The sequence below is a fragment of the Pseudomonas persica genome, assembly GCF_900291015.1.
Classification (GTDB): Bacteria; Pseudomonadota; Gammaproteobacteria; order Pseudomonadales; family Pseudomonadaceae; genus Aquipseudomonas.
Genome location: NZ_OLKL01000027.1, coordinates 82439 through 103937, shown reverse-complemented (window position 1 = coordinate 103937; position 21499 = coordinate 82439). Strand labels below are relative to the sequence as shown.

General features: G+C 65.2%; 17 protein-coding genes and 1 pseudogene. 5 read left to right on the top strand and 13 right to left on the bottom strand.

Annotated elements, in window-relative coordinates; translation table 11 throughout:
* Positions 1 to 2: 2 nt before the first annotated feature.
* Positions 3 to 671, bottom strand: coding sequence for an alpha/beta fold hydrolase (locus FQ664_RS13495; RefSeq protein ID WP_256675943.1), 669 nt, complete (start codon positions 669 to 671; stop codon positions 3 to 5).
* An 11-nt stretch (positions 672 to 682) separates the two neighbouring features.
* Here FQ664_RS13495 and FQ664_RS13490 point away from each other — a divergent pair, with 11 nt between their 5' ends.
* Positions 683 to 1159, top strand: coding sequence for a GNAT family N-acetyltransferase (locus tag FQ664_RS13490; RefSeq protein ID WP_144172414.1), 477 nt, complete (start codon positions 683 to 685; stop codon positions 1157 to 1159).
* On the opposite strand, the gene dapA is transcribed toward FQ664_RS13490, so the two are convergent.
* From dapA to FQ664_RS13435, 10 genes are all read right to left on the bottom strand, one after another.
* Positions 1145 to 2011, bottom strand: coding sequence for a 4-hydroxy-tetrahydrodipicolinate synthase (gene dapA, locus FQ664_RS13485; protein ID WP_144172412.1), 867 nt, complete (start codon positions 2009 to 2011; stop codon positions 1145 to 1147). The two genes, FQ664_RS13490 and dapA, sit on opposite strands and share 15 nt — an antisense overlap.
* Positions 2012 to 2653: 642 nt before the next feature.
* The gene (gene bcsC, locus FQ664_RS13475; RefSeq protein ID WP_144172408.1) at positions 2654 to 6172 is read right to left on the bottom strand and encodes a cellulose synthase complex outer membrane protein BcsC; all 3519 of its coding nucleotides are present in this window, start codon (positions 6170 to 6172) and stop codon (positions 2654 to 2656) included.
* Positions 6160 to 7275, bottom strand: a complete 1116-nt coding sequence (bcsZ, locus tag FQ664_RS13470; protein ID WP_144172406.1) for a cellulose synthase complex periplasmic endoglucanase BcsZ — start codon at positions 7273 to 7275, stop codon at positions 6160 to 6162. The genes bcsC and bcsZ overlap by 13 nt, the downstream gene beginning before the upstream one ends.
* On the bottom strand, positions 7275 to 9557 hold the full coding sequence (gene bcsB / locus FQ664_RS13465; RefSeq protein ID WP_144172404.1) for a cellulose biosynthesis cyclic di-GMP-binding regulatory protein BcsB: 2283 nt from the start codon (positions 9555 to 9557) through the stop codon (positions 7275 to 7277). The genes bcsZ and bcsB overlap by 1 nt, the downstream gene beginning before the upstream one ends.
* On the bottom strand, positions 9554 to 12163 hold the full coding sequence (gene bcsA, locus FQ664_RS13460) for a UDP-forming cellulose synthase catalytic subunit (protein ID WP_144172402.1): 2610 nt from the start codon (positions 12161 to 12163) through the stop codon (positions 9554 to 9556). Before bcsA ends, bcsB begins: the two co-directional genes overlap by 4 nt.
* A complete protein-coding gene (gene bcsQ / locus FQ664_RS13455; RefSeq protein WP_144172400.1) occupies positions 12160 to 12867 on the bottom strand; it encodes a cellulose biosynthesis protein BcsQ in 708 nt (235 codons plus the stop codon). Before bcsQ ends, bcsA begins: the two co-directional genes overlap by 4 nt.
* On the bottom strand, positions 12864 to 13082 hold the full coding sequence (bcsR, locus tag FQ664_RS13450) for a cellulose biosynthesis protein BcsR (protein WP_144172398.1): 219 nt from the start codon (positions 13080 to 13082) through the stop codon (positions 12864 to 12866). Before bcsR ends, bcsQ begins: the two co-directional genes overlap by 4 nt.
* On the bottom strand, positions 13079 to 14698 hold the full coding sequence (gene bcsG, locus FQ664_RS13445) for a cellulose biosynthesis protein BcsG (protein ID WP_144172396.1): 1620 nt from the start codon (positions 14696 to 14698) through the stop codon (positions 13079 to 13081). The genes bcsR and bcsG overlap by 4 nt, the downstream gene beginning before the upstream one ends.
* Complete coding sequence (bcsF, locus tag FQ664_RS13440) at positions 14691 to 14876, bottom strand: cellulose biosynthesis protein BcsF (RefSeq protein WP_144172394.1); 186 nt, start codon at positions 14874 to 14876, stop codon at positions 14691 to 14693. Before bcsF ends, bcsG begins: the two co-directional genes overlap by 8 nt.
* On the bottom strand, positions 14873 to 16363 hold the full coding sequence (locus FQ664_RS13435; RefSeq protein WP_144172392.1) for a BcsE family c-di-GMP-binding protein: 1491 nt from the start codon (positions 16361 to 16363) through the stop codon (positions 14873 to 14875). Before FQ664_RS13435 ends, bcsF begins: the two co-directional genes overlap by 4 nt.
* A 438-nt stretch (positions 16364 to 16801) precedes the next feature.
* On the opposite strand from FQ664_RS13435, the gene FQ664_RS13430 reads away from it, so the two are divergent.
* The 4 genes and pseudogenes from FQ664_RS13430 (at position 16802) to FQ664_RS13410 (ending at position 20113) form a co-directional block, all read left to right on the top strand.
* On the top strand, positions 16802 to 18655 hold the full coding sequence (locus FQ664_RS13430; protein ID WP_144172390.1) for an ABC transporter ATP-binding protein: 1854 nt from the start codon (positions 16802 to 16804) through the stop codon (positions 18653 to 18655).
* Positions 18656 to 18730: 75 nt separating this feature from the next.
* Positions 18731 to 18820 (top strand): annotated as a pseudogene (locus tag FQ664_RS28050) (helix-turn-helix domain-containing protein); the annotation flags it as partial.
* Positions 18821 to 19048: 228 nt separating this feature from the next.
* Positions 19049 to 19444: a hypothetical protein gene (locus FQ664_RS13415; protein ID WP_178090990.1), complete on the top strand. Its 396-nt coding sequence runs from the start codon at positions 19049 to 19051 to the stop codon at positions 19442 to 19444.
* 126 nt (positions 19445 to 19570) lie between these two features.
* Positions 19571 to 20113 carry a WYL domain-containing protein gene (locus tag FQ664_RS13410; protein ID WP_144172388.1) on the top strand — a complete coding sequence of 181 codons (543 nt, stop codon included), beginning with the start codon at positions 19571 to 19573 and terminating at the stop codon, positions 20111 to 20113.
* Between the two features lie 245 nt (positions 20114 to 20358).
* Here the strand turns inward: FQ664_RS13410 and FQ664_RS13405 are convergent, their stop codons facing one another.
* Both FQ664_RS13405 and FQ664_RS13400 read right to left on the bottom strand, forming a co-directional pair.
* A complete protein-coding gene (locus tag FQ664_RS13405; protein WP_144172386.1) occupies positions 20359 to 21081 on the bottom strand; it encodes a hypothetical protein in 723 nt (240 codons plus the stop codon).
* Between the two features lie 79 nt (positions 21082 to 21160).
* Entirely contained in the window at positions 21161 to 21463 is a 303-nt protein-coding gene (locus tag FQ664_RS13400) for a DUF3077 domain-containing protein (RefSeq protein ID WP_144172384.1), read from the bottom strand.
* Between the last annotated feature and the right edge of the window lie 36 nt (positions 21464 to 21499).

Genomic DNA, 21499 nt, shown 5'->3' with positions numbered 1-21499 from the left:
CGTCAGGAAGCAAGGTGCGCGTCAATCAGGCGCGCGACCGCTGCGGCATGGCTATGGCCGAGGTCATGGCCAGCATCGGCGAACACCTCCAGGCTGGCGTTTGGTATCAACTGCATCAAGCACTCGCCAACAGCGACGGGGCTGATCGGGTCTGCGTCTCCCCATAGCAGTAGTACAGGCATGCCCAGCTCGGACAGGCGCGCCGTCAGATCAGTGCGGTCATCGAGGAACCAGCGTGGCAGCCTGGGGTTCTGCGCCTCGAATTCTGCACGCCAGTCAGCAGCAGCAAAGGCAGAAAGGTCCAGGCCGCCTGACGTCACGCTCAGGACCAGGTGCGTAATCAACTCTGGACGCTCCAGCGCGAGGAGCATCGCAACCACCCCACCCATGGACTGCGCCACCAAGGCCGTGGGCCTGTCGACTTCGCCAAGGGCAAGGGCTGCGAGGTGCTGCAGGCAGGCAACATTCGGCTTGGCTGGCTCGTTGCCGAAACCGGGCCAGCCCATGTGCCGGACGATTGCTGACGTTCTGATGGCTGCGGCCGCCGGGTGCCAGAAGGCAATGTCGCCAGAGGCGCCTGGCAGGAACAGGATTTTTTCCGGTGAAGTCGTCATGGCTCGGTCCTTGATCCAGTAACAGGTTAAAGTTGGCAACAGGACGATACCAGACACGGACGACTACCATGCACATACGCAAGCTCACCCCTGACGACCTCACCCACGCCAGCGCCGTATGCCTGGATGCCTTCATGCAGGCGGTCGCGCCCTCGCTGTCGGCACAAGGCATCGAAACCTTCACCAAGGTGGCCGCGCCCTTGGCGTTTGCCGAGCGCATGCAGGGCGACAACCTGATACTGGTCTGCGTCGTGGACGGTGCCATCGCGGGGTTGATCGAACTCAAGGAAGGCCGCCACGTGGCGATGCTGTTCATTGCACCAAGGTGGCAACGGCAAGGCATCGGCGCACGGCTCATGAGCGCCGCGCTTGAGCATGCCGGGGCTGAAGTCGTCACGGTCAGGGCATCGTTGTCTTCGGTGCCTGCCTACCAGCGCTACGGCTTCAGCCTGGCAGGCGAAGTGGGCGAGTTTGCCGGGCTGGTCTATCAGCCGATGGAAAAGCCCCTGCGGCCACGTGCAGCCGCCGCCTCAGGCGCCGAGTAGGTCCAGCACGCCTTGCAGCTTGCCCCGGGTCGTTTCCGTGCAGGCCTGCATGGGCTCGCGCAGCTCGTCAGCAATCAGGTTTTGCACCTGCAATGCCGCCTTGACCACGGCCGGATTAGGCTCGGCAAAGGCCATCTTTATCCACGGCAGCAACCGGTAGAACGTCCCTCGCGCGGCCACCCAGTCGCCATGGTCGACCTGCTGCAACATGCGCACGTACAGGTCGGCCCGCACATGCGCCGAAGCCGAAATGGCCCCCGCGCCACCCAGGCACAGGTTGTTGAAGATCTGAGCATCCTCACCGGCCAGCACCTGGGCGTGGCCGTCCTGGATCAGGGCCATGGTGGTCTCGCTGTCACCGCTGCAGTCCTTCACCGCCGCAATGCGCGGGTGGCGCACGATGCGGCGCAGGGTTTCACGCTCGATGCGGACCCCGGTGCGGTAGGGAATGTCGTAGACGATCACCGGCACGCTGGCGGCATCAGCCACGGTGCGAAAGAACGCCTCGATGCCGGCCTGCGAAGGCCGGATGTAGCACGGTGCGGGGACCAGAAGCCCGCCAAGGTCACGCTGCTGTATTTCGGCCTGGAAGGCCAACAGTTCGCGCAGGTTGTAACCCGACAGGCCCATCACCACCCTGCCCGGCTCCACCCAGGCCAGCACAGCGTCCAGCACAGCCAGTTGCTCGGCCTTGGACAGCGCCGCCGCCTCGCCCGTGGTACCGCACACAACAAAACCGGCCACACCGTCTTCGAGCAGCTTCTTCACCAGTTTTTCCAGGGCGGGGAAGTCGATTTCATTGGCACGCAATGGCGTGACGAGGGCGATCCAGATACCACGGAAATTCGACATGCAAAAAACTCCTGATGTTGACCGAAAGTCAGCGTCAGCAGGGCGAAGAGTCGAAGTGGTCTGGCAGGGATACCTGGCGCCTTCTGTCTCGTCAGCCCACCTGACGAGACAGCGCGCCTCGGTCAGATGAGCGGCTGTTTCTTGGATTTCTTGGCAACGGCAACGCACGCGCCTGCCTGGGCAATGAAGCCCGAAGCGGAAATGGCGTGGTTGAAGATGGACATGCTGGAAAGCCCGTTGCGTGGGTATGGCTGGATAATGGTGGCGTGGCGTACCCGCTGTCAACACCGAGATAGCAAACCCAGCGGGCTGCGCTGTCACGTAGAGAACTGAATTGCCAAGCGATCCGCTCCCACAGGTATAGCGTCAACTCGAAGCCAGCGCAGTCCCTGTGGGAGGTCACTCAGCCCTTCGGGCTGCGCTGTCGTGTAGAGAGCCGAGTTGGCAGGCTGTTCGCTTTCCCTGTGGGAGCGGGTTCACCCGCGAAGAATCCAACGCGGTGCTTGGCACCGGCTTTGCCGGTGTTCGCGGCGGTTCGACGCCTCGACTCGCCCGCTCCCACTAAAGCTGCGCAAGCTTTTAGATTTTGCACAAGACAGTAGCTCCCACAGGGTCCCCGCTCCTACAGGTGGCGCCTCTTCGTCAACGCCACTCGCTGTAGGGCTCCAGCGGTGTCACCGGCAGCGCCAGGTTGCCCCGCCACGGCTCGAACAGGTAGCGCAGGTAGAGCATGCCATGGCTAGGCGCATAGTCATCACTGTGCTGCCAGTCGAAGCCGGCGCCCAACACCCACTGGTCGCTCAGGCGCCGCTCCAACAGCCCACGCAGACGGTAGCCCAGCCCGCTGCTGTCGCTGGCGTCGTTCATGGCGTCGATGTTGGAGTCAACGTCATACTGCGCCAGCACCTTGCGGTTGACGTGCGCATCCGGGTACAGGCGGCTGCGGCCGCTATGGGCCTGGGACCAGCTGACGGAGCCTTCCAGCAATACCGACCAGTCGTAGTTGCGCCAGGCATAACTGACCGGCACGCCAATCGATGTGTAGCGCTGCGGGCTGTAGTAGCCGCCCTGCCCCAGGCTGTAGCCACCCAGGTCCTTGTCGTGGCGCCAGTGCATCAGCGTCAGGCCCACGCGCACACGCTCGTCGGCTTTTTCCACCACGCGGTGGTAATAGCCGGCCATGGCCCGGGTGCGCTGGTTGTCGGCGACGTTCTCGCCATACAGCCAGTGGTGCCCCAGGCTGGCCCAGACGCCGTTATCACCACCCTGGTCCCAGCTCAGGCCGAGCGTGGCGCCGTTGGCCGTGACCCCACCCCAGCGCACGCCCGTCGGGCGGTCACGTGCCCCCGCAAACGATAACAGCGAGTTACTCATCGGCCGCCGCGAAGCAGTCAACGACCAGCCAACCTGGCCGAGGTCGCCATTGACCGTTGCGCCACCCAACCAGTTGTTGATGGCGTAGCCCTGGGTGGTACCCAGGTCAAAGGCCCAGCGACGGCCCTGCCAACCCAGCGCCAGCACGCTACCGTCCGCCGTTTGCGAACCGCCCTCGCACGCAGGGAGCGACTTCCCGTCAGCGGTGCGGCCAGCAAACTGGCAGCTACCGAAATCCGGGGTGTAGCGCCCTTGGTCGTCCTGCTCGAATGAGCCCGCGTCCATGCCGATGCGCTCCACCCGCGCAAAGGCAGTGCCGTCCTGCCAAGGGGTATCGACATGCAGCAAGGTCGACTGGGTACTCAATTCGGACGTGCCCGGCGTACCGTCGTCCTCGCGCCAACCGTAGTCATGCATCAGCGTCACATGGGTATTGCGCTGGCGATACAGTGCATCGACGTCACTGCGCAGGCTGCGTGCCAGCCAGTCGTCGTCATCCTGCTCACGGCTGGCCAAGGTCAGTGCACGGTCATCCCGTGGCGACACGGCGGCACGCTCGAGCAACTGCGCATCGGCCATCGCTGCGGCGTAAAGGTCCAGCGCCCGTTGCGGGTCATCCTGCGCCACCAGGCGGGCAGCGTCACGCCGCAACAAGGGATCGGGGCGAGGCTGCTGCGCTGCGATCCGGTCGAGCATGCTGGCCGCCTGGTCGTGTTCGCCCAAGGCGACCCAGACAGCCGCCAGGCGCCGCTGGGCGTTGCTGTCATCAGCAGCCAGTGGTGGCACCTGCACAGCCAGCATGTGCCGGGCCTGTGCCAGGTTGCCTTCGGCCACCGCGCTTTCGATCAGGCCAAGGCGCGCTTGGGGTTGCCCAGGCTGCACGGCAAGCACGCGCTGGTAATAGCCGCGCGCTTTGCCAGGCTCACCGTTCGCCGCCGCCCAGTCAGCCAACAGCATCAGGTCGTCGGTGCTGCCTTCGCCACGCGCCAGGCTGGCCTCGAGCAGGCTGGTCGCTTCAGCCGTGCGGCCTTGCGCCTGCAGTTGCTGCGCCGAGGCCAGGGTCATGCGACGGCGGATACGCTGCTCCAGTGCATGCATGTCAGCGTTCCAGGCCGTTTGCGGCAGCGCGCTCAGGCTGTCCAGGGCCAGCGCATCGCGGTCGCTGGATTCCAGGAACAGGCCGTGGGCATAGCGGGTGGCGGGATCGCCCGGCTGGCGCAGCACGATCCTGGCGAATGCCGCATCGGCCTCGGCGGTGCGCCCCAGTTGGCGCAGGCTGTTGGCCAACTGGTAGACCAGCCACGGCTGGTCGGGCGCCAAGGCGGTGGCCTGGCCCAGCGCCTGGCTGGCCGCCGCCCAGTCTTCGCGCTGCAGGGCTTGGTCACCTTGCTGGCGCAGGCGGGCGAGTTCCAGGCTACGGCGCAGGCTGGCGAACTGCGCTTGCTGGCGGGGCGGCAGGCTGTCCAGGTACGCCCGCGCCTTGTCGGGCGATTGCGCCTGATACACGCGCATCAGGCCGCGCACGGCACTTTGGTTATCCGGTGCCATGCGCCGAACCTGCAGGAATTGCCGCTCGGCGGCCGCTGTATCGCCCTCGGCCAGCGAGACATCCGCCAGGCCCAGCAAGGCGTATTCCTCCTTCGGGCGCTGCTGGCGTGCCTGCTGGTAGAAGGCGCGCGCACCGCGCAGGTCTTTCGCTTGCAGGGCCCGTTCACCTTTGTTGAGCAGGGCCCAATACTGGCTGGACGACTCCAGGTCCTTCCACTGGCTGATCCAGTAGGTGTCCTGCTCCTTGGCACTTGCCACCCGGAACGCCGCATTGGCCTCCTCATGACGGCTTTGCCGCATCAGCGCATAACCCAGGGAGCCGTGCAAACGGGCATCGTCCGGGTACTGGCGCAGCGCCCGGCGCAATTGCGCCTCGGCGTCAGCGTTTCGGCCCTTGTCGAGCAATGCCATGCCCCGCTGGCCAGCCTGCCAGGACGGGTCGGCCAGCAGTTTGCGCTGCTGTTGCAGGGTCTCGCTGGCCTGCGCCAGCAACGGTGAGGCCGGGTAGCGCAGGAGGAACGCTTGCCAGGCCGCCGCACTGGCGGCACTCACCGCTTGCCCGGACAGGTAGTCGAACTCACGCTGGGCAGCGGCATCCCGTGCGCCAGGGTCGCGCGCCAGCTGATCGAGCAAAGCCAAGGCTTCGCGGTCGCGATCTTCGGCGAACAGCCAGCCGGCCAGGGTCTGGCGCAGCCCGGCACTGCCTGGGTACTGCTGGTCCAGTTGCTGCAACTGCCTGATCGCTTCAGGGCGCTGGCCTGGCAGGTTGCCGCGCACGCGCCAGTAGTCCAGGGCCAATTCAAGGCTTGGCGGTTCGCCAGCGAACAGCTGTTCATAGGCTACCAGCGCCTCTTCGTTGCGCCCGGTGACAGCCAGCAGGCGGGCCTGCTGCAATTGCCGCGCGCGCTCCGGTTGCTGCAGCTCGAGCAGGCGCCTGGCCTGGCGTGCCTGCAAGCTGCCAGGCGCAATGGCACTGATCCGGGCACTCAACTGCTCGGCCTCGGTGCTGTTCTTTTCGCGCAATGCCAGGCTCAAGGCGGCCAGCAACACATCCGGGTTGCGCGGTTCGAGCAATTGCAGCCGCCCCAGTGCATCGCGCACCAGGTCGTCACGATGCAGCGCCTCGCCGCGACGTACCTGGTCCAGCAGCCACTGGCGCTGTTCGCCGGCATCCTCGGGTTGCGCCGTAGCCTGGCAGGTCACCGCCGCCAGCATCAGCACGCCAATCATTCGCTGCATGGCGCACTCCAGGCCGGCAACAGGCGGCCGTGCGGGTCAAAACGGTAACGGCCTTGGTCCCAGCCCTGGCCAAACAGTGCCAGCACCTGGCTGTAATAGGCCTTGGCTTCGACTGGCTGCTCGCGCAAGCGCTGACGCTGGGCCGCCAGGCCTGCGACATACTCCGGCGATGCCGCCAGCAACGGCAGCAACGCCGCCGAGAAGCCTGCCGGGCCATCGCCACTGGCAACACCGCTGTGCGCATCCACATGCTCCGGCGGCAGCCCCTGGCGCGCGGTCAATGCCGCCATCGGAGCGTAGCGGGCCACCAGCTCGGCACGCTGCACCGCGTCCTTGGCCAGCATGCCGACCCACAGGTAGACGCGGATGGCGTCGTAGTCACCTTCACTGCCATGTTGCGGGTCGGCTGCCAACTCACCGGCTGGCGTCCACAACAGCCAGTCCGGGGCAAAGCCCTTGGGTGACGAAGCCAGCCATAAACGCCGCGTGTTGGCCGCCAGTTCGCCCCACACCGGGTCGACCAGGTTGAAGCGATCGAACAACTGCAGCGGCAAATAGCTGGGGTTCAAGCGCACGCCGCGGGCATCCTCGAAGCCGTAGTCCCCCGGCAGCAGCATCAGCCCAAGGCCCGGCAGCTTGCGCACGGTCTGCGCGGCGATTCGCCACAGCAGGCGCTGGCCCAGCTGCGTGTAGGCCGGCTCGTCCCACAGCCGCCCGGCTTCCAGCAGGCTGTAGGCAATCCACAGGTCGGCATCGCTGGCGTTGTTGGCATCCAGCACCTGCCACTGCTGCTGGCTGTTACGGCCCCACAGCCAGGCGGGCAGATGCCGGGCCAGGTCGCCCTGCGCCAGGTTGTTGCTGGTCCAGCGCAGCAACTGCGCGAAGGCTTGCCGGTCATTGCCCACCAGGGCGAAGAACAGCGCATAGCTCTGCCCTTCCGAGGTGGTGATCAGGCGCTCGTCGCTCGGGTCGATGACCCGACCGTCGACACTCACCAGTTCAGCCTTGAAGCGGTCCCAGGCAGGCCATGGGCAGGCCGGCGCGGCGTTGACGAACACGGGCAGGCCCAAGGTGACCAGCCCTACCAGCAACTGACGCACCATCACCCCGCCTCACCCAGGCGGCGCTTGCCTGCCCAGCGCAGTGCCCGCCACAACAGGAAGGCGAACAGCACCACGCAAATGGCCGCGATCGCCGCCAGCAGCACCGGGTGCTCGGACAGGTGGAACCACAGCAGCAGCCACCACGGCAGCGCGCCAACAAAGTAGTGCTCGCCGACGAACTGGCTGGTGACGCCGCTGCTACGCACCAGCGTCACCGAACCAGCCACCGCATCGAGCTTGCCCACATCGCCGAGCACATCGCGCAGCAACGCGTAGTCGCTATCGCTGTTGGCCAACAGGGCGACAACGCTGCGCTGCTCGTGGAACGGCGACTTCAGCCCGGTGATGGCCGCAATCGGTGCCTGCGCACTGACTGTCACCCGGCTGCTCGCGGCCACCGGTGCGGTGTCGAAGCGCAGACTGCCCGGCAGCCCCGCGCTACGGCCCTGCAGCAGCCAGTCCCGCTGGGCGCTGAGCAGCAGGCCAAGGTTGGGCGTATCCCCCAGGGCCTCGGGCAGACTACCGAGCAGCAGCAAATCGGCATCGGCCGCTGCGGCCTGCTTCCAGTCATCGACCAGTTGCAGGCCAAGCGCCGGGTAGCCGATCTGCCCGGCCAGCCCTCCGACCGCATCGAGCAAGGTGCCCACCTGCATCGCCGTGGGCTTGGCCGGCATGATGACCAGCGTTTCGGAAAGGTCGGCCATGCGGCTGAACGGGAAGCCGCTGCGGGCGAATGCGCGCAGGTCGGGCATGGCGATGTAATGGTGGTAACCGGACAGGTCGATGGTCGAGTTGTCGTCGATCGCCGCACGCACATCCACCGGCAACGAGGTCTGGCAGCGGTCGCGCTGGGCGCTGCCCAGGGTGCTGGCAAAGCTGAAATCGAAGCGCAGGCGGTTGCGATCGCCGATCTTCAACGCCGGTACCAGCGACTTCTCGGTCAATGCGGTGTTGTCACCGGATAGTACCGCCAGGCGCATTTCCTCCAGTGTACCGCCGCGCCGGTCATTGCCTACCAGCGGCATGCTGGTGATGTACTGGTCGTTGACGCTGATGCTCAGGCGCGATTCGTCGGTCACTGCCGGGGCCGTGTAGCGGTACAGCGTACGCAGCGGAATGCCCTGGTTGCGCCAGACGAACAGGTCAGGTGGCAGATTCAGTTCCAGCGTCACCGGCCGCGGTTGCAGGCCGCTGACCTGCAGCTGCTCGGGGTAATCGAGCAGTTCGGCGAAGCGTACCGGGCGGTCGGTACGTGTCCAGTTCGGCGCATCGTAGGGTTGGCGCGGTTGCAGTGCCGTCATTTGCTCGACCTTCACCCGGGCACCGCGGAACAGGTTGTTGCCAACCGCCAGCGCCGAGGCGGCCTTGACCAGGTCATCGTCGTTGCGGCCCAGCACCAGCAGCACCTTGCTGAAGCGGTCGTCCGGGTGGTCGATCATCTGCAGTACCGGGCCGTCGACCGGCGGGAACTGCTGCAGGTCGGCGAGGAAGGCCGGGCGCCGGTCGTTGCTGGCGAACACGATACTCGGTGTGGGTCTATCGCCACGCGCCGGCAGGCTGTTGTACAACACCGGGAAAGTCGCCTTGCGCCAGCCGGCCTGGCTGCCGAAATAGGACGCCAGGATCGCCGCTGCACGCTGCTCACCGAGGCTCGGCACGTCACTGAACACCACCGGCAGCGTTACCTTGCCGGTGTCGCGCACATCAAAGAACGGCAGCGGGAAGTACGCCAGGTCGTTATCCAGGGCCAGGGCCTGCTCGTGCAGCTGCACCTGGCTCTTGCGGTTCAGGTTCAGCCACAGGCCACTGTGCGCCGGGTCTTCGCAGATGTCGGTGTAATGCCCGACAAACTCCAGGCGTACCCGGTTGAAATCGCTGAGCAGCTTAGGGTCCAGCGGCAGTTGCCGACGCACGCGCTGGCCAAGCTGGTCCTTCTCCACCGGCACTACGCCCATCAGTTCGTCATTGAGGTACACGCGCAGGTGCGACAGGTTCGGCAACAGCGCGGGCGAAGGCGTGTAATCCAGCTGCAGGCTGGCTTCGGTGGCCAGGCGGTCGCGCCGCAGGCCGAATTCGATGTGCTCGCTGTTGCGCACCCCCAGCAGCAGGCTGTCGGACGCATGCCCGAGCTGTTCGAAGGTTTTCGCAACCGGCCAGTTCGGTACCGTGGGTACGGCTGGCTCGGCAAGCGGGGCTACGGAGGCGGCAGCGGCGCTCTGCGACAAGGCAGCAAACAGCGCCATCGCCAGGCCCCAGGTACGCGCGGGATAACCAGTCATCATGCGTCTCGATCAACAGGGTTCAAGGAAGGGACAGGCAGCGGTGTGCGGGGCCTGTAGCTGGCCAGCCAGTGCGCCAGCGCGTGCAGTGGGCGCAGCCACGCCCGCAGCCACGCCGGCAGGTGCTCGACCAGGCGCAGGTAACCGACACCGCCCAACTTCAGCACGTCGACCAGGCTGCGCAGCGGACGATCGACCTCGTGCTGCTGGTTCCAGCCAAGCCAGGCATCGGCACGGGCAAAGGTGCAGTGGACCAGGTCGATACGCTGTTGCTGGCTGAGGTCGTGGAACACCAGGCCCACGTGTTGCCCGACGGTACGGGTGACACAGGCCTGGAAGGCGAACTCGCGCTGGCCACGGTTGAGCAGCAGGCGCACCCGCTCACCCGCTTTCAACTCAAGGCCCTGGTGCAATTGCAGGCCGACACCGCCGTCGGAGTAATCAACCAGGGTACAGGGGTAGGCGTGACCGCTGGCCAGCACCAGCCCCGCCGGTAAACGCATCTGCACCCGGTGGGCGCGGCGCACCTGGCGCACTTCGGCGGCCACGGCGACGGCGGCGCCGATGATCAGCAGGTTGTAGATCACCCACAGGGAGCTGACGATCACCGTGCCGATTTCCGCCACCGGGCCGGTGAACAGGCGCCACACGGCAAAGCCCAGGCCGGCCACGTTGAGCGCCGCCAGCCACAGGTAAGGTTGGGCGATACGCCAGTCGAACTGTTCCTGCTCCATCAGGCCACCCTTGGCGGTGACGTTGAACTTGCCCTTCTTCGGTGCGAACAGCGCGACCGTGGTCGGGCGGGCGATGTACCAGGCCAGCACGGTCTCGTACACCTCGCCCCAGAAGGTCTGTCGGTACTTGCCCTGCATGCGCGAGTTGGTCAGGCTGGCGTGGATCATGTGCGGCAGCACGTACAGCAGGATCATCAACGCCGGTGCATAGATGATGTAGGCATGCAGCAACAGGAACGCCAGCGGCGCGGTCAGGAACACCAGCCTTGGCAGGCCGGCCAGGAAGTGCAGCATCGCATTGGCATAGCACACCCGCTGGAACAGGCTCAGCCCACGGCCGAACAGCGGGTTGTCGGTGCGGAAGATCTGCACCATGCCACGGGCCCAGCGAATGCGCTGGCCGATGTGCGCCGACAGGCTCTCGGTGGCCAGGCCGGCTGCCTGCGGAATGCTCAGGTAGGCCGACGACCAACCCTGGCGGTGCATGCGCAAGGCGGTATGGGCATCTTCGGTCACGGTTTCGACGGCAAAGCCGCCGATGCTCTCCAGCGCGGTACGGCGCAGCACGGCACACGAGCCGCAGAAGAACGCCGCGTTCCACATGTCGTTGCCGTCCTGGATCAGGCCGTAGAACAGCTCGCCTTCATTGGGGCGACGGCGGAACGAGCCGAGGTTGCGCTCGAACGGGTCGGGCGAGAAGAAATGGTGCGGCGTCTGCACCAGCGCCAGCTTCGGGTCCTTGAGGAACCAGCCCACGGTCATTTGCAGGAAGGAACGTACCGGCACGTGGTCGCAGTCGAAAATGGCGATCAGCTCGCTGTCGGTCACGCCCAGCGCATGGTTGAGGTTGCCGGCCTTGGCGTGCTTGCTGTCCGGCCGCACGATGTAGCCCACCCCCACTTCGTCGGCGAACGCACGGAACGCCTCGCGCCGGCCGTCGTCAAGGATATAGATGCGCAGGCACTCGCGTGGCCAATCCAGGCCCAGGGCCGCCAGCACCGTGGTGCGCACCACCGACAAGTCTTCGTTGTAGGTGGGGATCATCAGGTCGACGGTCGGCCAGTGCGCAGGATTTGCCGGCAGGTTCGCCGGCTTGCGCTGCAACGGCCAGCTGGTCTGGATGTAGCCCAGGATCAGCACGAACCACGAGTAGGTTTCTGCCGCCAGCAGGATCACCCCGCACACCAGGCCGGTGGTGTCGTTCCAGTTCAGGGTCGAGGTGTAGCGCCACCACAGGTAGCGGCAGGAAATGAGGGTCGACAGCACGATCAGCATCAGGGTCGGGAAGCGGCCCGGTATGTGCCGCACCAGCATGGCGATGCCCAGCAGCAGACAGATGAACACCAGCTGCGCCAGGTAGCCGAACGGTTCGGTCACGCACAGCACGGCCAGGCCGATGGCGCCCAGGGTCAGCACACTGTAGAACGCCCACCGGGCGAACACGCTCAAGCCGCGCAGGCGTGCCGAGGCTTGCTGCTTGAAAGCACTGGCGCGGTAGCGCGCAGGCAGCTGCTGCAGGCGGTCGATCAGCAGGCCACGGCAATGGCGCAGCACCTGCAGCACGCCACGCAGTTGCGCACACACTGCGCCCCAGGCACGCCGGGCAAACCCCGCTTCGCGTGGCCGCGGTTGGCGCCGGACCAGCAGCCACAGGCTCTGGATCAGCAGGCGCAGCGGGTCGCCCAGGCTTGGGCGCTTGCCCGCCAGTTGCGGGTACAGGCGCTGTCGCTCGGCCAACAGGGCCTGCCAGGCGGGCGACTCCAGGCGCAGGAACAGGAAGGCCAGCCACACGCCAAGGGTAAACAGCCAGGCGACCGGCTGCCGTGCGCCACGTGTGCTGAACCAGCGATAGGCCGAGAGGGGGGTCAGGGTCACGACTGGCGCCTCGTCAGGCAGCGCACCGCCAGGCTCTGCACGTCTCGGCAAGCCAGGCTCTGCGGCGCGTAATGGCCGAGCGGGGCCTTGCATGCCAGGGCCTCGAGGAATGCCTCGTCGCGGTGCACCACCTGGATCGGCAAGCGATCACGGAACAGGTCGCGCCACACCATCAGCAGGTCGCTCTGCAAGCGGCTGGCCGGGTCGTAGCGATTGACCAGCAGCAGGTCGTACTGCTCGACCGGCCGGCGCCCGAGCAGCAGATGGCTGGCCATTTCGGCCTCGGCCACCAACACCCGCACATCGGTCTCGACACTTTGCCCGGCAACATCGGCCGGCAGTTGCGGCAGGTCGAACAGCAACCAGTCGAAGTGTTCGGCCAGCTCGGTCTGGCGAGCGCGCCAGGCTTCAGCATCGGGCAACGGCTGTCGCGTGCCGGCAGGCAGATTACCGAACGGCATCAGGTTCAGGCCATCGAGCACCTCATACAGGGCATCGCTGAACGGCCGCCCTTCCCGCTCGGCAAGCGCCCAGCCCTCGCGCGTGTCGAGGGGCAGGTTGAAGTGCAGCCCGAGCAGGTTGCTTGGGCACAGGTCGATCAGCAGCACCCGCTCCCCTGCCCCCTGCAACGCATAGCCCAGCGCGGCCAGCAAGGCACTGCGCCCCAGGCCACCACGCACCCCATGCAACGCCAGGCTGGTCATGGCGACAGTACCTCGCGCTGTGGCGCCGCCGTGTACAACGTGCCCTGGGCGCTGGCCCGGCAGCTTTCGCCCAGCAGCGGCCAGCGCTGCAGGGCCTGCTGGACACCCACCAGCAAAGAGATGTCCTGATAGTTCAGGTCCGGCATGTCCAGATGCTGGCGCAACTGGGCGATATCGTCGCTGCGGTCGGCAGGGTCTGCCTTGCCAGTGATCATCGGCGCTCCTTCGGGATAGGCTGCCAGTCGGGCTGGCCTTGCAGGCGCATATAGGCGCGCCCCTGGTAGTTCAGTACCTGCGCACCTGCGGTTTCCGCGACCTGTTCGGTGGTCGGCAGGTCGCTCAACAGGCTGGGCACATCCAGCGCCTGCTGCTGGCCCAGGCCCGCATACACACGCGAGATCAGTTCGGACAGCGCCAGGTAGCTGGTGGGTGCCGAGACGTGCAGCGGCTCGCTGCGGGCAGGCTGGCCCATGCCGATGAACTTCAGGCCCACCGGCACATGGGTAATCGACGGTGTGGGGATTTCACGCATGCCCGACAGCTGCATGCGGTCGCCATGCAGCGCGGCGCCATGTTCCGGGACAATGGCCACGACCACGCGGCGGCCGCTGCGCTCCAGTTCATCGAAGAAGCTGCCCAGCTCGCCGAACAGGCGGTTGGCGCGAGTGGCGTAATCGGCCACATGGGTCCCGCCGTCGGCGGTGACGATACGGTTGCCGTCATGCAGGCTGATGCTGTTGTAGAACAGCGACACATGCTCGGCCGGCGCGCCTTTGCGCTGCCCCCACCAGCGGCGTAGCACCTCCAGGTCGCTGGCAATCGGCGAACCGTCGAAGCCGACCAGTGCCCGCGGAAAGTCGGTGTTGCGCAGGCCGGGTTGTGGCATATGCTGCTGGGTGATGTCGCCGATGAAGTTGTCGAAGCGGCCGCTGTGGTTGAGCAAGGTGTTGCTCTGGAAGCCGAGCCTGGCCAGGTTCTGGAACAACAGGCACTGCTCCGGGGCGGGCTGGTACAGACCGGCGTGGGACGACTGCCCGCAGCTGGCACGCAGCACGCGGATGGCGGCCGGCCCGCTGTAGGACGTGGCCGAGTTGAACTGGTCGAAGATCACGTCCAGGCGCGAGAACAGCGGGTTATCACGCAGCCCGACGGCGGACAGGTCAGCCCAGGCCAGCGAGCAGATGTTGATTACCAGCAGGTCGAACGGCTGCTCATCGGCCTTCATGGCCGGGAATGCAGTCACCCGTTCACGCTCACTGGCGAAGAACCGCTCGAGCCAGCTGTCGAGCGTGGCGTTGTCGGCAACCGCAGTGGCCTGCGCCTGCTCGGTGGGGCTGGCAGCTGCGGCGCCAGGTGCCTGGCCCGCGTTCAACCCCAGTGATGGCAGGCCGCCGACGGCCAGCCATGCCAACCCCAGCAGGCTCAGGGTACTCAGCCGCAGCCAATGGCGCAGGTACAGGTAGCCCACCAGCAATAGCGCCAGCGCACCCAGCAGGTTCCAGTTGATGAAACGGCCAAGCAGTTCGAGCAGGTAGTCCCACGAGAAATCGAACACCCCCGGCTGCGCCAGCAGGCGGCTGAAGGGCGGCAGCCAGGTGTCCTGGTAGAACAACGCGATGCCAATCGGTACTGCCGCCAGCTGCCGCGCAATACGCAGCCACTTGCCTGGCAATGGCACCAGCAGAAACGCGGCGAACAGCAGATTCGGCAGCGCCTGGAAGTCGAGCATGCCAAGGGCGACCAGCAGGAACTTGGCAAGGAAATAGAGGTTCCACCCTCCCAGCCCAGGCCAGCGGGCCAGTACCGGGAAGGTGGCGGATGGATTAGTCATTACGGGGGTCCTGGCGTGCAGCGCGGTGGCGTACACCCCGCGGTTTCAGGTAACGGGGTGGAAGGCGGTGGCGCAACCAGCCGCGCAGCGTGGCGCGCAGGCGCAACAGCAGCAGGGCCAGCGCCAAGGTGACCAGCGCCGTAATGCCGATCACTTGCAGCAGTTGCGCAAAGTTCATGCGGTACCCCGCTTGCCCTGGGCAACCCGGCGCGGCGCCAGGGCCGGCCGTGCCTGGGCGGACAGGTGCGCCGCCGCGTCGAGTCGAGGTGGCCGTGGCACACTGTCGTCGAGGAAGGCCGGGGTGGCCAGGCTATCGACACCGGCAAGCACCTCCTGGCTGATGAACAGCTCTTTCCACGACAACTGGAAGATGTGGTCAAGGGCTTGCTCGACGCCTTCGGAGCGGCAGGCGAACAGGAACAGGAACAGCACATCGCCCACCACACAGGCGATGTCACCGTCGCGGCGGAACACCGTGCGCGAGCAGGCTTGCAGCGGGGTCAGGCCAGGGGCCGGGCGCAACACCAGCAACTGGTGGACGATTTCGCCGTTGCGCACCCCGTGCCACATGGTCTGCACGGCTTCGGCGAACGCACGTGGCGCCACCAGCCCGCAGATGGCCAGCGGCCGCAGGCGTGCGAGCAAGGCATCGAAGTCGCTTGGCAGGTGCCGGCGCCAGAGATATCCCTGGATGCTCTCGACCATGGTCAGGAAGCGTGACAGGCTGGCGCCGAACGGCACGATCTGGCTGGCCCCGCAGGCCAGCAACAGCTGTTCATCCTGGTAGCGCAGGGTCGGCGCCATCTCGCGTACCACCAGCTTCAGGGCACTGCCACGCAACTGGCGCAAGCGGTGTAGCTGGCGCGCCAGGCTATCCAGCCGCTGCCCACCGTCCATGCCAAAGATGACCGTGGCGGAAACCGCCCGGCTGGCTTTGGCGCCCAGTTCCTCGAGGCTCTCGCAGACCTGCCAGTGCTCGGAAAATGCCGGCGCACCTTCCAGCACCGGGCGCTGGGCCAGACACAACAGCTCGTCGCCACCAGCGTCGGTGGGGGCTTGCGGCGCCCCGGCAGCGGTGAAGCCCGCGTCAAGCCGCGCCAGTTCCACGTCACGCGTACCGGTTTTGCCGAGCGGGTTGCTCCAGAAATGCTGCAGGTAGCGTACCCCGCCTTTGCCGCGGTACACCTGGGCCAGCCCATCGACGCCCTGGTTGAACGCGCGCAGGCGCTCTACCTGCCCGGCGCTCTGGCCGCTGCTGATGACCAGCAATAGCGCGGCCTCGGCCAACAACACCGGGCGCAGCGTATTGCACCAGCGTTCGACGTTGCCGGCACCCCAGGCGTCGGCGGGCGCCAGCAGCACCAGCACCCGCCCGGCGGCGTCGATACGCGGCAGGTCATCGACCAGGTGCTGGACGGCTTGCGGGTCGGCTTCGTACAGCGCCAGTTCAGCCGGGCCATGCGCGGCATCGAGCGCACCCAGCACGCAACCCATGGTTTGCGCATCGGCGACCAGGGCTGCCCGAACGTGCTCGGGCAGCCCTCCGACCATTTGGCGGCATAGCAAGGTGGCGTCTTCTGCGCTGTCGCAGGCCAACCAATACAGTCCTTGTAGATGAAGCTGACTGCTTTCGGCGCCTAAGCCGGAAATAGCCAACCACGGCATTCCATTCGTCAAAACACTGGCTCTGCAAAGTAAATTGAAACGGCTTGAAAGGTGACTGTGGCACATCCGCTGCTGAGGTTTTATGAGCTACGTCAAAAAAACGACTAAACAGCCATGAGTCACCAGAATCCGTCAATTATACAGCACCAAGGCAAAATGAAATCAACCTCAAATGTAATAAATTGCAAAACTTTGTTAACAACAGCCGTAGGGCCAATGCCGGTCAGTTATGGTTTCCGGTTTGGCGGCGGCTGCTTTGCAGCCTTTCGCGGCGGTTCGGCGCCCCGACTCGCCCGCTCCCTCAAGGTTCGCGCAAATCATCGGCCCAGCGACACTCCTCACTGATCCGGCAGTCCATGCCCGGCTTGTCGACAGGCGAATACCTCGCAGTGCGTTATGGTTACCGGCTAAGCAAAAATTGATTTTCCGGAGACAAGCATGCTTCGTATCTTTGAGCGCTGGCTCGACCCCTTCCCACCCGACGAAGTGCCACCGCCGCCGATGGGCCTGTTGCGCTTCATGTGGGCCTGTACCCGCGGCGCCCGTGGCTACATCCTGGTACTGGCATTGCTCAGTGCCGGGGTATCGATCTACGAAGCCTGGCTGTTCGCCTTCCTCGGCCAGGTGGTCGACCTGCTCTCGGCCTGGCAGGCCGGCGGCACCGTTGGCCCCGAAGAAACCCTTGTGCTATGGGGCATCGGCATCGTCCTGCTGGTCAGTATCGGGCTGGTAGCGCTGCGTACCATGGTTCAGCACCAGGTACTGGCCATCAACTTGCCGCTGCGGCTGCGTTGGGACTTTCACCGGCTGATGCTGCGCCAGAGCTTGTCGTTCTTCTCTGACGAGTTTTCCGGCCGGGTCACCACCAAGGTGATGCAGACGGCGCTGGCAGTACGCGATGTATTGTTCACCCTCATCGAAATCCTGCCTGGGATCGGCGTGTACTTCATCGCGATCATTGCCCTGGCCGGTGGCTTTGCCCTGAAACTGATGCTGCCATTCATTGCCTGGGTCGTGCTGTTCGGCCTGGCCATGCTGTATTTCGTCCCACGCCTGGGCAAGGTCGGCCAGGAGCAGGCCAATGCCCGATCGTCGATGACCGGGCGGGTTTCCGACGCCTACACCAACATCACCACGGTGAAACTGTTCTCGCACGCCAATCGCGAAGCGCACTTCGCGCGCGCTGCGATGGAGGACTTCAAGCAGACCGGCTTTCGTCAGATGCGTCTGGTCAGCCAGTTCGAAATCGTCAACCAGGCGCTGGTGGTGGGCTTGATCGTTGCCGCCGGCGGCTATGCGTTGTGGTTGTGGCACCACGGCCAGGTCGGTACCGGGGCGGTGGCGGCGATCACCGCCATGGCCTTGCGTATCAACGGCATGTCGCACTGGATCATGTGGGAGATCACCTCGCTGTTCGAAAACATCGGCACCGTGCAGGACGGCATGGCCACCCTTACCCGCGGCCCCAAGGTAAAGGATGCGCCGGATGCCGTGGAGCTAGTAACCACGGGGGGCGCGGTGAGCTTCGACAAGGTCAGCTTCAACTACAACGGCGAGCGCCAGGTGCTCGACGACCTGAGCCTGCACATCCGCCCGGGCGAAAAAGTCGGCCTGGTCGGCCGCTCCGGTGCCGGCAAGTCCACCTTGATCAACCTGCTGCTGCGCTTCTATGACGTGGACCGTGGTGAAATCCGCATCGACGGGCAGAACGTCGCCAAGGTCACCCAGGACAGCCTGCGCGGCGCCATCGGCATGGTCACCCAGGACACCTCGCTGCTGCACCGCTCGATTCGCGACAACATCGCCTATGGCCGCCCCGATGCGACCGAAGCGCAGATCCGCGCCGCTGCGGCCAATGCCCAGGCTGATGGCTTCATCAGCCAGCTCAGCGACCGCCAGGGCAACACCGGTTACGACACCCTGGTGGGTGAGCGCGGCATCAAGTTGTCTGGTGGTCAGCGCCAGCGCATCGCCATTGCCCGGGTGATGCTGAAGAACGCGCCGATCCTGCTGCTGGACGAAGCCACCAGTGCGCTGGACTCGGAAGTGGAGGTGGCCATTCAGGAGAGCCTGGATGAAATGATGCAAGGCAAGACCGTCATCGCCATCGCCCACCGGTTGTCGACGATTGCTGCCATGGACCGGCTGATCGTGATGGATGAAGGGCGCATCATCGAGCAAGGCACCCATGCCGAACTGCTGGCGAAGAACGGTACTTATGCGCGGTTGTGGCAGCACCAGAGCGGCGGATTCCTGGGTGAGGACCAGGGCGTGGCCGAGGCGATGGAGTAGGCAGAAGGTGGGCTCAGCCACCGCGTCGCCTGCTTCGCGGGCAAGCAGCCTTGCTTATTATCGAGCCCCGCCATGCCCGCCCGCCTGCACCTGACCCAACCGGCAGGGAGCCAGGCACTCAAGCGCCTGGAAGAACAGCTTGGGCGCCAGCTCATCGCCCGCCGCAGGATGGGATTGCCGATGTGGATATCCACCTGTTGTGGAACAGCGAGCAGCGCTTCAGCCGCGCGGAAGAGGTGTTTATCGAGGCGCTGCAGCAGGGCCTTGACTGAGCCAAATGCACCTTGGGTTGAACCACAGAGGTGCACCGGGCAGGAGGCCGGCAAGCACTGGACACAATAGTGGCCAATTAGTAGCATCCGCTCCAACTGAACATTACGGACAATCTCAGTCATGGATCGAACTGCCGGGGTCATTCAACGCCCTATTCATCACCCCATCCGCCCCTTGATCACCTGGGAAGAAGCATGGAGAGGGCCCGACGAGGGCTTGATCCGCTGCTGGGAGATTGGCCGTGAGCGGGCTCTGACTCAGCCAGAGCTTGCCCGGTACTGTGTCGATGGCGCACTCCCGGTGCTAGGTTGGAAAGGTGGCCATGATCGCGCATTGAAAAAACCGATGAAGTACGGTTCTTTCAAATATCTGGCGCAATGGCAGGGCCTTCGCGGCGAAGATCTGTACATTGATACACGAACAGAGCTCACCCTGACTTGTAATCACACCGGCATGCTGACCACCTTCACAGCGGACCAGGAAAAATACGCCAACGCAGTGATCCTGATGGAATAGCAATGAGGAGCAGGCCCTGGCCAAATGTGCGAGAACTTGGATCCCATTCTGTGACAAGGTATGCTGAGCAATAGCCAAACGCCACTACCCGGACAGGCTTCGTGCCTGCCTTCAAGGACGAGCCCTTTGCCCAGCCACCCTACCCGTCACACCATCGCCCGCCAGTGGCAGTTGCTCAAGCTGCTGCCCGGTCGTCACCCGGGGATGAGTTCCACCCAGTTACAGGCCGCCCTGACAACCGTGGGCTATACCACCAGCAAACGTACCGTCGAACGCGACCTGGTCGAGCTCGCGGCGCTGTTCCCGCTGCAGTGCAACAGCAAAGGCATGCCCTACGGCTGGTACTGGCAACCGGGCCTGAGCCTGGGCGAAGCGCAGCAGCTGCAGCCCGATGCGCTCACACACCCGGAGCAGGTTGAGTTGCACGCCTGGATCGATGATGCGCTGACCCGGCGCCTGGAAGCATCGCCACTGTCGACAGATATGCAACTGACGCCGCAAGCGGACGGCGGCGCCATGCTGGTAGCCACCGTCGACGACAACCGTGCGCTGATGGGCTGGCTGCTGTCCCAGGCCGGCTCGATCCGCGTGCAGGCGCCGCAGGCACTGCGCCAGGCCATGCTCGAACAGCAGCGCCAGAGCCTGGCGCTGCACGAGGGTGGTTGTTGACCGCCAGCCGCCCGCGGGGAACATACCCCCAAAACACGCATGCCCACGTTTCCTGTAGGAGATCACCCAGCCCTTTGGCTGCGCTGTCGCATAGAAAACTGCGTTCGCAAGCGGTGCGCGTACCGGCTGCGCCGGTGTTCGCGGCTAAAGCCGCTCCCACAGAGGCCCTGCCAGTTCAATGAGTGATGTGCAGCTCCATCAGAGCAGCCACTTCGCAGCACAGGGCTGCTCCTAGGGTGAAGCGTTTAGCGCGGGCTACGACGCGACAGGCAGGCATACCCCAGGCCCAGCACGCTGACCGCCAATACGCCCAGCAGCGCCATCAGCTCGCGGCTATAGCGGGCCACCCAGGCCGGGAAGCCGATGACCTCGCGGGACACCTGCACATCGGCCTCACCATCGGCGTGACTGATGCTGACCCCGCCCTGGCGGATCTGCGAGTAGTCCGCATCGAAGTACACCCATACCTTGCACACGCCACCCGGCTCGATGGCGGGGATATCCGCTTGCATCGTGGAGGTTTCCAGGATGGTGTCATTACCAGCAGCATCGCGCACCTGCACCAGGCCTTTCGCCGGCAGGCGGATTTTCACCTGGCGCACCTGCGCATCGCCACTGTTACGCAACTCGATAAGCAAACCGGTGCGGTGGTCGACCAGCCCGGCCTCGAAGGGCTTGGCGAACAGCTGGGCATACGGCGCCTGGGCCATTTCGATCAGCCGCTCGACCTGATCGTGGCTCAGTCCGCCCTCGCTGATGGTGTTGATACGCCCCTGCAACTGCTCGTACTTGAGCTGCTCGCTGGCCTTGCTGATGCGTTCGCTGAACTGGCTGGGATAGGTGAGGTAGGCATAGGTCAGCGATGCCTCCAGGCGCGGATTGCCCCTGAGCACCCCATAGACGGCCAGCAGGACCATCAGGCCAAGCAGCACGGCTACGAGAAGTTTCCCCACCTTGTCCCAGCTCAATGCGAACTTCCTTCTGTCGTAATACAGGCGAATCAAACTGATCAAGGGTGCCAAGTTCGCGGCCCCCAGGCAAGCCTGACTAAGGCTCTTGCTCGCCTGCCCGTGCCTGGCGCAACTGCTGCAACTGGCCGTCGATCAGCGCCTTGGCCATGCCTGCCAGGTAGTACGTGGCCTGCATCATCACCTTGCGGTCGCCGGGCCGGTCGATGGCCTTGCGGGTAAGTTCGGTATTACAGCCCATGATGCTCGAGGCCTCCATCAGCGCCGTGCGCATTGGCAGCTGCGCTTTCATCTGCACCAGTTCGGTACCGCCGTTGCCAAAACGGCCTGCTGCGGGCACGACATTAAGGTTGCTGCTTTCTTTCGGGGTATCTTTATCCATGTCCATTCCTCGGGGTTACCAGCGTGCCGAGACTAG

Bases quoted from the DNA above. Each gene is read 5' to 3' on its own strand.
- bcsB (WP_144172404.1), bottom strand. From the start codon at position 9,557: ATGATGACTGGTTATCCCGCGCGTACCTGGGGCCTGGCGATGGCGCTG.
- bcsQ (WP_144172400.1), bottom strand. From the start codon at position 12,867: ATGACCAGCCTGGCGTTGCATGGGGTGCGTGGTGGCCTGGGGCGCAGT.
- FQ664_RS13415 (WP_178090990.1), top strand. From the start codon at position 19,049: ATGGATCGAACTGCCGGGGTCATTCAACGCCCTATTCATCACCCCATC.
- FQ664_RS13400 (WP_144172384.1), bottom strand. From the start codon at position 21,463: ATGGATAAAGATACCCCGAAAGAAAGCAGCAACCTTAATGTCGTGCCC.
- bcsF (WP_144172394.1), bottom strand. From the start codon at position 14,876: ATGAACTTTGCGCAACTGCTGCAAGTGATCGGCATTACGGCGCTGGTC.
- dapA (WP_144172412.1), bottom strand. From the start codon at position 2,011: ATGTCGAATTTCCGTGGTATCTGGATCGCCCTCGTCACGCCATTGCGT.
- FQ664_RS13430 (WP_144172390.1), top strand. From the start codon at position 16,802: ATGCTTCGTATCTTTGAGCGCTGGCTCGACCCCTTCCCACCCGACGAA.
- bcsC (WP_144172408.1), bottom strand. From the start codon at position 6,172: ATGCAGCGAATGATTGGCGTGCTGATGCTGGCGGCGGTGACCTGCCAG.
- FQ664_RS13490 (WP_144172414.1), top strand. From the start codon at position 683: ATGCACATACGCAAGCTCACCCCTGACGACCTCACCCACGCCAGCGCC.
- bcsG (WP_144172396.1), bottom strand. From the start codon at position 14,698: ATGACTAATCCATCCGCCACCTTCCCGGTACTGGCCCGCTGGCCTGGG.
- bcsZ (WP_144172406.1), bottom strand. From the start codon at position 7,275: ATGGTGCGTCAGTTGCTGGTAGGGCTGGTCACCTTGGGCCTGCCCGTG.
- FQ664_RS13435 (WP_144172392.1), bottom strand. From the start codon at position 16,363: ATGCCGTGGTTGGCTATTTCCGGCTTAGGCGCCGAAAGCAGTCAGCTT.
- bcsR (WP_144172398.1), bottom strand. From the start codon at position 13,082: ATGATCACTGGCAAGGCAGACCCTGCCGACCGCAGCGACGATATCGCC.